This window comes from Micromonospora sp. MP36 (assembly GCF_008119785.1).
Lineage (GTDB): Bacteria > Actinomycetota > Actinomycetes > Mycobacteriales > Micromonosporaceae > Micromonospora.
Genome location: NZ_VSFA01000010.1, coordinates 41,501 through 53,403, shown reverse-complemented (window position 1 = coordinate 53,403; position 11,903 = coordinate 41,501). Strand labels below are relative to the sequence as shown.

The following is an 11,903-nucleotide window of genomic DNA, read 5'->3' as shown; positions in this document are numbered from 1 at the left end:
GCGCGCCCGGCCACGGTCGGCCCACGGGCTGGCGCCGTAGTCCAACGTTAGGTGGCGCGGGCCGGCGACATCCACCGCGAGAAGTTGCGTTCGGCGTCGGATCGTTGCGTCTGGCGCTCATCCCGCGGTGGATCGTTGCGTCGCCGCTCAGGCCCGCTCCACCCCGAGGTGGAGCTGCCGGTGCCGGGGCGTCTCGATCTCGTCCAGCAGCGCCACCGCCAGGTCGGCGTACGTGATCCGGCTCGCGGCCTCGGCCGGCGCGAACCGGTACCGGCCGGTCGGCGTGCCGCCGTGGTCGAAGTCTCCGGCGGGGCTGAGCACCAGCCAGTCGACGGCCGCGCCGGCCTGCCGCAGCACCTCGGTCCCCGCCGCGTGCCCCAGGCAGAAGGCCCGGTATTCCTGCGGGTAGTCCGGCGTGTCGAGCAGCGGCACGCCGGCGACGGTCGGCAGCACCGAGGCGAGCCCGACCACCAGCAGCCGGTCCACCCCGGCCCGGCCGAGCCCGCCCAGCAGCGCCCGCGCCGCCGCCGGGAAGAAGACGTCGGCCGGCGCGGCCAAGTCGGCCGCCGCGTGGACCGCCGCGTCGTGCCCGGCGGCCAGTTCGGCGACCCGGTCCGCGTCGGTGACGTCCCCGGTGACCACCGTCACCTGCCCGTCGGCGGACAGGTCGGGGTGGCGGGCCGGGTCGCGGAGCACCGCGGTGACCCGGTGCCCCCGGTTTCGCGCCTGGCGGACCGCGGCCCGGCCGGCCCGGCCGCCGGCGCCGAAGACGATGATCCTGCTCATCGACGTACCCCTCATCACCCGTTGGCCGGCGTGGTCGCCGGCCGGTCGGGGCGGACGCTATCCGGGCGGCCGGTTTCCACCGGGATACCGACTACGGTGGGCGGCATGCGTGCGCCGCTCGACCCGGACATGTTCGACGAAGTCTGCCCGACGGACCTGACGCCGATCCGGTTCGGAGACAAGTGGGCCGGCATGATCATCCGCTGCCTGGAGGGCGGACCCCGGCGCTTCTCGGAGCTGCGGGTGCCGCTGCGGGCCGTCACCCCCAAGGTGCTCACCCGGTCGCTGCGGAAGCTGGAGCAGGACGGGCTGATCCGGCGCACGGTCCACGTCGCACCCACCCGCCGGGTCGAGTACGCGCTGACCCCGCTGGGGCGCAGCCTGCTCGGCCCGATCGAGGTCGCCTGCGCCTGGGCCCGGGAGCACTGGGACGAGCTGATCGACGCGCGCGAGGGCGTCGTCGCGGCGGACTGAGCCGGGAAACGCTTCGGGGGCGGCGAACCGCCGCCCCCGAAAGGATGTGCCCTGCTGGTGAACCACCAGGCTGAGGCATGCCGGCGCACCGCCGGCGAGCCGATCAGTGCCCGTCAGAACGTCGCGGCAAACTGTGAATCAAGCCACTCCCGGAACCGGCCGACCCACTCGCCGTCGGTGGTCGGCCAGTCGAACTGGCCGGTCATGGCGACGATGCCGAGCACCACGGCGGCGAGGCCGACCAGCACGCCGATCAGCGCGTCGGTGGTGCCGGCCACGTGCCGCCGGCGGGTGGCGACCAGGCCGAGAACGGCGAGCACCGCGCCGACCGCGCCGAGCCCGATGCCGTACCCGGCGAGGGCGCCGCTCAGCACGAACAGCGCGCCGACCACCGAGACGATCAGGCCGAGGGTGGCCAGCAGGCTGGCCCGGGGCTTCGGACCGAGGGCCACGGGAGCCGTCCGGCCGTCGGCGTCGGCCAGCGGCCGGTCCGGCCGGCCGTCCCGGTCCAGGTCGACGGTGCGCTCCAGGCTCGGCTCCGGGTCGACCGTCGTGCCGGTGCGCCGCGCCTTCGTGGCGAGCGCCCCGTCGGCGGTGGCCCGGTCCGCCCGCCGCTCGCCGTCGGTCGCGGTGTTCCGGTACCCGGTCCGCTCCTCGTCGCGGTCGGTGACCTCGGGCCGGGCGTCCGCCCGGTCCGCGACGGCCGTCCGGTCGCGGGCGTCCACGACGCCGTCGCCGTTCACGTCCTCATGGCGCGCCGGGCCGGGCCGGCGGGACAGGATCTTCATTTCGACACCTCCTGATCTGGTGCGTGGAGGCCGGGGGAAACGCAGTGGCAGCCACGCGTGACACCCAGGAGGTACCCGGCCGCCGGAAAGTCGACACTTGTCGACGGGTGGCCGGACTCCTCGGCGGGGTCGCCGGGCTCCCGGGCTACCGTTGCCGCGTGCCAGAGGGACACACCATCCACCGCCTGGCGGCCCGGCACGCCGAGCTCTTCGCCGGCGACAAGGTGCACGCCGCCAGCCCGCAGGGCCGCTTCGCCGAGGGTGCGGCGCGGCTCACCGGCACCGTCCTGGACGGCACCGAGGCGTACGGCAAGCACCTGCTGCACCACTACGCCGGCGAGCTGACCCTGCACGTGCACCTCGGGCTGTACGGCAAGTTCGCCGACGGGCCCGGCGAGCCGCCGCCCCCGGTCGGCCAGGTCCGGCTCCGGCTCGCCAGCGACACGCACTGGCTGGACCTGCGCGGCCCGACCGCGTGCGAGCTGCTCACCCCGCCCGAGGTGGCGGCGCTGCGCGACCGGCTCGGCCCGGACCCGCTGCGCGCCGACGCCGACCCGGACCGGGCGTACGCGCGGATCCGCCGCAGCGCCACCCCGCTGGCGGCGCTGCTGCTGGACCAGTCCGTGGTGGCCGGCACCGGGCTGATCTTCGTGACCGAGGCGCTTTTCCGGGCCGGGCTGCCGCCCACCCTGCCCGGGCGGGCCCTCACCCCGGCCGGCTGGGCGGAGCTGTGGGCGGACCTGGTCGCGCTGATGACCTGCGCCGTCGAGCGGGGGCGGATCGACACGGTGCGGGACGAGCACCTGCCGGAGGCGATGGGCCGCGCGCCCCGGGTCGACCGGCACGGCGGGGAGGTGTACGTCTACCGCCGCCCCGGCGCGCCCTGCCACGTCTGCGGCGCCGGGGTCAGCCGGGGCGAGCTGGCTGGCCGCAACCTCTACTGGTGCCCCACCTGCCAGGCCGGCTGACGCCGGACCCGGTGGCTGGCCCACCCCGGGTGCTGCCGCTCAAACGATCCCGGCCGCGTCCTCCGACCTGCCGGCGGTGACCTGGAGCGCGTCGGCAGGGTGGACGGTGAGCCGGGCGGCGTCCGGGCCGGCGAACCCCTGCGTCAACCGACCGCGCGAAGAACGCGGGTCTGGTGACGGAGCCGCTCGACGGCCTCCGCCGTCGCCCCGTCCGCGGGCAGGAGGACGACCAACTGCTGGGCGTCGCTGCTGGGCAGCTCCAGCCGCTCCCGGTGCCAGCGCAGCTCGTGCCCGGCGGGATGGTCGAGCCGCAGCGGGACCTGCGGCGGCGGCAGGTGGTGGTTGAGTCGTCGGGTGAACTCCTGCCCGGCGACGGGGGCGAGTTCCGCCTTGAACCACTCGGACGTCTCGGCGGACGGCCCGAGCCACAGGTCGAAGGCCTGTTCGTCGGCCACCTGGTCCCAGTCCGGAAAGAACGCCCGGGCGCGCGGGTCGGTGAACACGTAGCGGGTCAGGTTGGGCGACTCGGTGTCGAGCAGCCCGCTCCCGCGCATGACCAGCTCGAACCCGCTCGTGTACGCGAGCACGTCGCCCAGGCGGTTGGTGACGAACGCGACGCCGGGTTCGAGCAGCCGGAGCATCTCCCGCACGGTGGGCCGGACCTCGCGGTTGGGCGGCGACGGCCGCCGGTACGCGGAGCAGGCCCCGCCGGTGATCTTCGCGAGGTAGCGCAGGTGGTGGCGCTCCCCGGCATCCAGGCTCAGGGCGTCCGCGAGCGCGTTCACCACCGAGGGAGACGGGTTGCGGTCCCGCCCCTGCTCGATGCGGGTGAGGTACTCGACGCTGATCCCGGCCCGCGCTGCCAGGTCCGAGCGGCGCAGGCCCGGGGAGCGGCGTCGACCACGATCGGGCAGACCGAAGGACTCCGGCTGGATGCTGTCGCGCTTCGCCCGGACGAAGTCGCCCAACGGCGTACTCATGGATCGAGAGTCTAGGGCGGATTCCGGCAGCCGCCGACGCCGTAGCCTGGCCCTACGGGGGCCAGCCTGCGCCCGGTCTGGTTGCCGTCGCTCCGACGGCGGACCGTGGATCGCATGAACGAGAAGCACAAGTTGGTCATTGTCGTGGGAAGCGTCCGTGAGGGCCGGTTCGGGCCGGTCGTCGCGTCCTGGGTCGCCGAGCGGGCGCGCGAGCACGGCGGGTTCGACGTGGACGTCGTCGACCTCGCGGAGATCGAGATCCCGCTGTCGTTGCCGGCGATGTCACCGAAGTACGCCGGCGACACGTACCCGCGCCCGGCGGGGATGGCGCCCCTGACCTCCCGGCTCGCGGACGCGGACGCCGTCATCCTGGTCACCCCGGAGTACAACCACAGCTACCCCGCCTCCCTGAAGGCGGCCATCGACTGGCATTTCACCCAGTGGGTGGCCAAGCCGGTCGCCTTCGTCAGCTACGGCGGGGCCGCCGGCGGTCGCCATGCCGTCCTGCACCTGGAGAACGTCCTCACCGAGCTGCACGCGGTGACGATCCGCGACGGCCTGGCCTTCCCGAACTACTTCACCAACTGGGAGGACGGGCGGCCGCTGGATCCCCAGGCGCCCGGGTACGCCAAGACCCTGCTGGACCAGCTCGCCTGGTGGGCCGCCGCCCTGCGGACGGCACGGGACGCCGCCCCGTACCCGGCCTGAGCGCTGGACCTCGCGGAGTGACCGACCCCGGCCGGCTCCCGGGATCGGTCACTCCTCGCCGAGCAGCCAGCGGACCACCTCGACCTGGTTCGGGAAGACCTGGTCCCCGCCGATGCTCCAGGCCGTGGTGTGCACGATCGTCCAGCCCCGGACCCGCTCCCGGTCCAGGCCCAGCTCGGCGCTGAGCCGGTCCAGCCGATGACGGACCGCCTCGGGCGAGTGCCCCAGCTCCGGGCCGCGCACCATCGGCACCGGCGCGAACTCCCGCTCGCCGACCAGCGGCTTCGGGTCGATGGCCAGCCACGGGTCCCGGGTCGCCCGGAGCACGTTGCCGGCGTGCAGGTCCTGGTTGACCAGCACCTGCCCGCCCTGGCTGGGCGCCAGGTCGGCGAGCAGCCCGAGCGCGGTGTCCAGCAGCCGCCGCTCGTACGGGCGGTTGGCCCGCTCCCAGTTCGCCGGGATCTGCTCCGCCCAGCTGGCCGCCTCCTCGGCCAGCGGGGTGAACGGCGGGCCGGCCGGCACGCCGAGCCGGGGGAGCAGCTCGACCACCACGTCCAGCGCCGCATCGAGGGGCAGCTCGTGCAGCGGGGTGCCGGGCAGGCAGCGCTCCACCAGCAGCGCCCGCCGCTGCGGGTCGTGCGCCAGCAGCCGGATCGCGCCCCGGCCGGCCCAGTGGGCCAGCGCCGCCGCCTCGTCCCGGCTGTCGTCGTCCGGGTACTGCAGCTTGAGCACGGCCGGTGTGCCGTCCGTCAACTCGACCGGCACGGCCAGCGAGGCGAACGCGTACCCGAACGGGGGTCCCACCACCCGCAGATCCCAGTGCGCGACGCACTCGGCCAGCCGGTCCGGTAGCAGCGCCCGCCAGGCCCGGCCCGCTGGGAGCCGTTCGGTCCACCGCAGGCTCTCCGGAATCTCCACCCGGCCATCCTCACGGCTGGGCCCGGATCACGTACAACCGTTTCCGGCGCGATGCCGTCTGGAAGAGCGAAACCCACGGAGGTGGCCGGATGCCGGACGCATCGGACCAGGAATACGTCGAGTACGTCACCGCGCGCCTGCCGGCGCTGCGCCGGCTCGCGTACGCGCTGTGCGGCGACGCCGACCAGGCCGACGACCTGGTGCAGGAGACCGCCACGCGGCTCTACCTGCGCTGGGCGCGGATCGCTGAGGTCGAGCAGCTCGACGCGTACGTCCGCACGGTGCTGGTGCGGCACTTCCTGGACACCCGGCGGCGCGGCTGGTGGCGGGTGCACCTGTTCGGCGGGCCACCCGACGTGCGGTCCACCGAGGACCGGGGCGTCGAGGAGCGGACCGTGCTGCGCGATGCCCTGGCGAAGGTGCCGCCCCGCCAGCGAGCGGTGCTGGTGCTGCGTTTCCTGCACGACCTGCCGGTGGAGGAGGTGGCCCGGACGCTGGGCTGCTCGCCCGGCACGGTGAAGAGCCAGACCTCGCACGGCCTGGCGGCGATGCGACGGCTGCTCGGGGACCGCGAGATGGCCGGCCGGACCGGAAAGGAGCGGTGAGCATGAGGACCGATGACGAACACGTCGCCGACCGGCTGCGGTGGCTGGACGACGAGCCGGCCGGCCCGCCCCGGATCGACCTGCCGGGGGCGATCCAGGAGGCCCGCCGGCGGCGGCGCAACCGCCGGGTGGCGGCGGCCGGGGCGGCCGCGCTGGGTGTGCTGGCGATGGCCGCGCTGCCGGCGGCGCTGGGCGGGGACGGGCGGGCGGCGCCGGCGCCGGCCGCGAGCCCCAGCCCGTCGATGCCGTTGCCGGAACCGCGGCCGACCGGCCCGTGGCAGGGGGTGTGCACGGCCACACTGCTGCCTGTGCCGGGCGATCCACGGGCCGCGGTCACCGGCGGTGACCCGGACGGCCGGTGGCTGGTGGGCCGCCGGGCCCCGCAGGGGCAGGGCCGCATGGATTTCGGCCTGCTGATCTGGGAGGGCGACCGGGTCGGGGAGGTCGAGCTGCCGGGCTCGATGCAGGAGTTGGCGGATGTGAACCGGGCCGGCCTGGCGGTGGGTTCGTCGTTAGGGGCCGGCAACGAGTGGCGGGCGTGGGCGGTGCGCAACGGTGAGGTCATCGGTCTGCCCGTGGTGACGTCCGGGGGCGCGACGGCCGTCAACGACGCCGGCCGGATCGTCGGCTACCGCAATCTGGTTCCCGGGAAACCCTGGATCCAACGGCCGGTGGTCTGGGACTCGTACCGGAGCCAGCCGGTCGACCTGCCACTGCCCGGCCCACAGTGGGAGGGCACGGCCATCGACATCGACGAGGACGGCACCATCCTGGCCGCGATGTCCGACGGGCACCCGGACAAGCCCACCCGCGCGGTTGTGTGGCGTCCGGGCGCCGCCCGGCCGGAGGTGCTGCCGTTGCCGCAGGTGCCCGGCGGGCGGGCCGACCGGTTCCTGCCCCTGTCGTTGGCCGGTGGCTGGGTGACCGGCCTCGCCGAACGCGACACCAAGGTGGTCCCCCGGAGCGGCGCGCACATGTACCCGGTGCGGATCAACCTGCGGACCGGGCAGGCGGACGTACTGAAGGGCGCCCTCTGGTCGGGGACCGGCAACGGTCAGGGCTGGATGGCCGGTTGGGTCTCCGATGACGTCCCCGGCGTGATCACCGACACGAGGTCGGTGAAACTGCCCGTGCCGGACGGCTGGCGCGGCGAGCGGCAGGGCGGGGTGACCAGTTTCAGCGACGACGGCCGGGTGCTCGGCGGGAAGCTCGAGTCCGACGACCAGGTCCGGCCGGTGCGCTGGACCTGCCGGTGACCGGTCCGGGGGCGGTCCCGCACCGCCCCCGGACCGGAGCCATCAGCGGAGGCGGCGGATGTCGCCGTACGCCCGGTAGAACCCGCCCCGGCCGGACTCCCGGACCTCGGTGACCAGGTAGCGGGCCCCCGGCTCCCGGATGCCCTTGGGGAACTGCACCGACCAGTCCCGGCGGTAGCCGTCCGAGAGCACGCGGATGCGCAACTGGCCACCCCGGTCGACGCACTCCACCACCACACCGGACCGGTCGTCGGTGGTCACCTCGACGGCGGTCCAGGCGGCCGGCTCGGGCAGCCGGGCCGGTGCCTTCACATCGACCACCTCCGGCACGCTGCCCGCCTCGGCGGCCCGGATCGCCGGCTCGCTCGCGTCGATGCAGGCCAGGTGGCCGCTGGTAGTGACCACGTAGAGCCGCTCCTCGTGGTACTGCATCGAGTAGGCCGAGCCGCAGCCGGTGCCGAGCTTCCACAGCCGGTTGCCGGCCTCGTCGAAGCAGTAGATCGAGGACGCGCTGTCCCCGGCGAAGACGTACCGGCCGCCCTCGGCGGTGGCGCAGGAGAAGACCGCGGAGTCGCAGCGGTACGTCCGCTCGGCCCGCCCGTCCTTGCGCAGGCGTACCACCTCGCGGGTGCCGGTGCCGGCGAACACGGTGTCCCGCTCCTGCCAGCCGAAGAGCACCGCCCCGGTGCGGGTGTGCCAGAGCTCCCGCCCGGTGCGCCAGTCGTAGCCGGTCACCCCCTGCGAATGGCCGTGGTAGAGCGCGTCGGTGTCGCAGCGCACCATCCAGGCGGAGCGGCCCCGCCCCGGCCGGCGCCAGAGGAACTCGTCCTCGTGGTCGACCGCGGCGATGCCGCCCTCGCGGTCGGAGACGCCCAGCACGCCGTCGTGGATGTCCAGCCAGTAGATGTCGATGTCCGGGGCGATCGCGTACGCCACCCGGGGCACCTTGCCGGAGAGGTCGTAGACGTTGCCGTCGTCGCAGCCCGCGTAGATCCAGGCGTCGTCGGCGACGATGCACTTCACCCCGTCGGGGAGCCGGACCTGGTTCAGCACCCGGGCGTCGTGCCCCAGGTTGGTGATCACGCCGTGCTCGTTGCCCACCATGCAGCTCTGCCCGTCGATGAAGATGCCGAACGCGGGCGCACCCGAGTCGTACCGCCAGAGCACCGGGGCGGTGCGGGCGGTGGAGCGGGTGCTGACGATCTGCCGGCGGGAGACCGGCCGCTTCTGCCGTCCGCCGCGCACGGCCAGGGCGTACCCCTTGCGGACCTTCTCGCCGATCTTCTTCGCGGCGGCGGCCCGGGCGCGGGCGTTGTCCGGGTAGGTGGTGGTCTTCACCTGGCCCTGGTCGCCGATCCGGCCGTAGCGCACGGTCATCGCGGTGTCCGCCACCACGACCTCGTAGAACTTGTGCGCTCCTCCGTCCACTTCGGACAGTTCGAGGTAGGTCGTCTCCTGCGACATATGGATGCCTCCGAGGGGAAAAGGCGCCGGACCCGGCACCGCGACAGCGTCCACACGCTAACCGCGCCCCCCGACAAAGAACGCTGGGTGCATCTGTTGTCGCCCCGGCGACAAGAACTGCACCCCGAACCGGCAGCCGCTCAGCGGTGGCCGAGGGCGTCGACGGCCCGGCGGGCGGCGATCAGGATCGGATCCCAGACCGGCGCGTACGGCGGGGCGTAGCCGAGGTCCAGCGCGGTCATCTCGTCCACCGTCATGCCGTTCCACAGCGCCACCGCCAGCGGGTCGATCCGCTTGGCCGCCTCGGACCAGCCGACGATCTGCGCCCCGAGCAGCCGGCCGCTGGGCCGCTCGGCGATCAGCTTCACCGTCATCGGTCGGGCGCCCGGGTAGTACCCGGCCCGGTTGGTCGACTCGGCCCGTACCGTGACGAACTCGAAGCCGGCCGCGATGGCGTCCGGCTCCCGCAGGCCGGTCCGGCCCACCTCCAGGTCGCACACCTTGGTCACCGCCGTGCCGACCACGCCGGGGAAGGTCGCGTACCCGCCGCCGATGTTGATCCCGGCGACTCGGCCCTGCTTGTTGGCGTGGGTGCCCAGCGGGATGTGCACCGGCAGGCCGCTGACCCGGTGCAGGGTCTCCACGCAGTCGCCGGCCGCCCAGACCCCCGGCACCCCGGGCACCCGCATCCGCAGGTCGGTGCGGATCCCGCCGGTGGGGCCGAGCGGCAGGCCGGCGGCCGCGGCGAGGGCCGTGTTCGGGCGTACGCCGAGACCCAGCACCACGACGTCGGCCGGGATCGGGCCCTCGGGGGTGACCACCGCGGCGATCCGCCCGTCCCGCTCCCGCAGGCCGGTGACCGTCAGGCCGGTACGGATGCCGATGCCGACCTCGCGCAGGGCGGCGGCGACCAGCTCGCCCATGTCGGCGTCCACCGTCGACATCGGCTGGGCGCCCTGCTCGACGAGGTCGACCGAGAGCCCGTGCTGGAGCAGCGCCTCGGCCATCTCCACGCCGATGTAGCCGCCGCCGACCACCACCGCGCGCCGGGGCCGGGGCTCGCGGTCCAGCCAGTCCAGCAGGGCCGCGCCGTCGTCGAGGGTCTGCACGCCGAAGACCCCGGCGACGCCGCCGCGCGCCCATTCGGGCTGCACCGGGCCCGCCCCGGTGGCGTACAAGAGGGTGTCGAAACCCGCGCGGACTTCGCCGCCGCCGTCCAGGTCGCGGGCGACCACCTCCCGGCGGTCCAGGTCGATGGCGGTGACCTCGTGCCGCAGCCGCACGTCGATATCGAACTGGGTGCGGAAGGTCGCCGGGTCACGGGCGATGAGCGCATCCCGGTCCGGCACCACCCCGCCGATCCAGTACGGGATGCCGCAGGCGGAGTATGAGGTGAAGTGGCCGCGCTCGAAGGCCACGATCTCCAGGTCGGCCCGGTCACGGCGCCGTCGGGCCTGGGACGCCGCCGCCATCCCGGCCGCGTCCCCGCCGACGACGATCAGCCGTTCCGCCACGGGCCCATCCTGTCACGCGAAGATCCGAGGCGGGGCCGGTCAGGCCCCGGGTCTGCCGGGCCACGTCCGCCACCACGTCGACCAACTGACCGGTACGCGCGAACACCGCCCGCTGCCGCGCCGCGCCGCTGCCGTGCCGGCGCAGCCCGCCCAGCAGTTCGGTCACCTGGTCGAGGTCCCCGTGCCGCGCCAGCTCCGGGCGGACCCGGTCGACGAGCCGGTCCAGCAGATCCCAGGCCGGGCGCAGTTCGCCGTCGGTCAGGTCGACGCCGTCGCCCTCCAGCCCGTCGTGGGCCGCCCGCCAGTGCGCGGCGACCAGCAGGTGGTGGTCGGTGCGGATGGCCGGCCGTCCTTCGGCGACCGCCGCCAGCGCGGTCGCCACCAGGGCCCGCACCAGGGCCGCGACCAGCACCGCGTCGTCCACCGACGGGCAGACGTCGCCGATCCGCAGCTCCACCGTCGGATACTTCGCGGACAGCCGGGCGTACCAGTAGAGCATTCCCTCGTCCAGCATCACACCACTGGCGATGAGCTGCCGGATCAGCCGCTCGTAGTGCTCGTGCGAGTCCAGGTAGGGGGTGGGCGCCACCGACGGCCAGCGTTCCCACTCTACCGAGCGCCAGCTCGCGTACCCGGTGTCCGCGCCCCTGGCGAACGGGGAGTTGGCGGTCACCGCGTGCAGGATCGGCAGCCAGGGGCGGACGTGGTTGAGCACCTGCACCCCGGCCTCCGGGTCGGGGATGCCGACGTGCACGTGCATGCCGTTGTTGCCGGGGCCGGGCACCAGCAGCTGGAACCGCTCGACCATCCGGTCGAAGCGGGGCTTGTCCACCACCGGCGGCACCGGCCCGTCCACCGGCCCGGTGCCGATGGCGAGCAGCCGTACGCCGGCCCGCTCCGCGGCGTCGGCCAGTTCGGCGCGGAGCACCCCGAGGGAATGCCGGACGGAGGACAGCTCCAGCCCCGGCGGGCTGCCGATCTCGATCTGGCTGGTCTGGAACTCCCGTTCCACCTGGCCGCGCAACTCCGGCGGCACCTGCTCCATGACCAGGTCGACGGCGGGCACGGCGGCGCCGGTGTGCGGGTCGACGAGCAGGAACTCCTCCTCGACGCCGACCGTCAGCAGGTCGGTCCCGCCCGGGGCGGTGCTCGGTTCCCGCTCCGCCGCCGAACCACCCATCGCCACCACCGCCCATCCGTCGGGCCGCGACCTGGCGCCGCGCCGTCGACGCCCTGTTACCCACCGTGTCGACGGCCGGAAACGCACCCTCCGGCGTGTCGCGGGGTGCGCCGGCGGGTGCGGCCGATTTCCCGGAAGGCGTGGCCTTGACCGGCGGAATGGGCAGTCTTTCCGGGAATCTGCGCGCATCCTCGGCCCGGCTGGCCGACGTGGGCGGGGCGGGGGAACGGGTTCGGGGCCTACGATGAGGCCGCTCGACGCC

At 74.5% G+C, this 11,903-nt stretch carries 12 protein-coding genes; 5 read left to right on the top strand and 7 right to left on the bottom strand.

What is annotated here, in order from left to right; translation table 11 throughout:
- Positions 1-147: 147 nt before the first annotated feature.
- The gene (locus tag FXF52_RS11655; RefSeq protein WP_148796340.1) at positions 148-786 is read right to left on the bottom strand and encodes an NAD(P)-dependent oxidoreductase; all 639 of its coding nucleotides are present in this window, start codon (positions 784-786) and stop codon (positions 148-150) included.
- A 105-nt stretch (positions 787-891) separates the two neighbouring features.
- On the opposite strand from FXF52_RS11655, the gene FXF52_RS11650 reads away from it, so the two are divergent.
- Positions 892-1,260, top strand: a complete 369-nt coding sequence (locus FXF52_RS11650; protein ID WP_148796338.1) for a helix-turn-helix domain-containing protein — start codon at positions 892-894, stop codon at positions 1,258-1,260.
- A 113-nt stretch (positions 1,261-1,373) separates the two neighbouring features.
- On the opposite strand, the gene FXF52_RS11645 is transcribed toward FXF52_RS11650, so the two are convergent.
- Positions 1,374-2,048 carry a DMT family transporter gene (locus FXF52_RS11645; protein ID WP_148796337.1) on the bottom strand — a complete coding sequence of 225 codons (675 nt, stop codon included), beginning with the start codon at positions 2,046-2,048 and terminating at the stop codon, positions 1,374-1,376.
- A 158-nt stretch (positions 2,049-2,206) separates the two neighbouring features.
- Between FXF52_RS11645 and FXF52_RS11640 the strand changes: the two genes are divergently transcribed.
- On the top strand, positions 2,207-3,016 hold the full coding sequence (locus FXF52_RS11640) for an Fpg/Nei family DNA glycosylase (protein WP_148796335.1): 810 nt from the start codon (positions 2,207-2,209) through the stop codon (positions 3,014-3,016).
- A gap of 143 nt (positions 3,017-3,159) precedes the next feature.
- Here the strand turns inward: FXF52_RS11640 and FXF52_RS11635 are convergent, their stop codons facing one another.
- Positions 3,160-3,996 (bottom strand): helix-turn-helix domain-containing protein, encoded by an 837-nt coding sequence (locus FXF52_RS11635; protein ID WP_148796332.1) that lies wholly within the window; start codon positions 3,994-3,996, stop codon positions 3,160-3,162.
- Positions 3,997-4,110: 114 nt separating this feature from the next.
- Here FXF52_RS11635 and FXF52_RS11630 point away from each other — a divergent pair, with 114 nt between their 5' ends.
- Positions 4,111-4,704, top strand: a complete 594-nt coding sequence (locus FXF52_RS11630) for an NADPH-dependent FMN reductase (RefSeq protein WP_148796330.1) — start codon at positions 4,111-4,113, stop codon at positions 4,702-4,704.
- Between the two features lie 48 nt (positions 4,705-4,752).
- Here the strand turns inward: FXF52_RS11630 and FXF52_RS11625 are convergent, their stop codons facing one another.
- Positions 4,753-5,622, bottom strand: a complete 870-nt coding sequence (locus tag FXF52_RS11625; RefSeq protein WP_148796329.1) for an aminoglycoside phosphotransferase family protein — start codon at positions 5,620-5,622, stop codon at positions 4,753-4,755.
- An 89-nt stretch (positions 5,623-5,711) separates the two neighbouring features.
- Here FXF52_RS11625 and FXF52_RS11620 point away from each other — a divergent pair, with 89 nt between their 5' ends.
- Together FXF52_RS11620 and FXF52_RS11615 are read left to right on the top strand one after the other, a co-directional pair.
- Positions 5,712-6,227 (top strand): SigE family RNA polymerase sigma factor, encoded by a 516-nt coding sequence (locus FXF52_RS11620; RefSeq protein WP_148796327.1) that lies wholly within the window; start codon positions 5,712-5,714, stop codon positions 6,225-6,227.
- Positions 6,228-6,229: 2 nt separating this feature from the next.
- Complete coding sequence (locus tag FXF52_RS11615; RefSeq protein WP_148796325.1) at positions 6,230-7,483, top strand: hypothetical protein; 1,254 nt, start codon at positions 6,230-6,232, stop codon at positions 7,481-7,483.
- A 42-nt stretch (positions 7,484-7,525) separates the two neighbouring features.
- On the opposite strand, the gene FXF52_RS11610 is transcribed toward FXF52_RS11615, so the two are convergent.
- From FXF52_RS11610 to FXF52_RS11600, 3 genes are all read right to left on the bottom strand, one after another.
- Positions 7,526-8,947 (bottom strand): WGR domain-containing protein, encoded by a 1,422-nt coding sequence (locus FXF52_RS11610; protein WP_148796323.1) that lies wholly within the window; start codon positions 8,945-8,947, stop codon positions 7,526-7,528.
- 140 nt (positions 8,948-9,087) lie between these two features.
- Complete coding sequence (locus FXF52_RS11605) at positions 9,088-10,461, bottom strand: FAD-dependent oxidoreductase (RefSeq protein WP_148796321.1); 1,374 nt, start codon at positions 10,459-10,461, stop codon at positions 9,088-9,090.
- Positions 10,385-11,641, bottom strand: coding sequence for a glutamate--cysteine ligase (locus FXF52_RS11600; RefSeq protein WP_255471863.1), 1,257 nt, complete (start codon positions 11,639-11,641; stop codon positions 10,385-10,387). Before FXF52_RS11600 ends, FXF52_RS11605 begins: the two co-directional genes overlap by 77 nt.
- Positions 11,642-11,903: the final 262 nt, after the last annotated feature.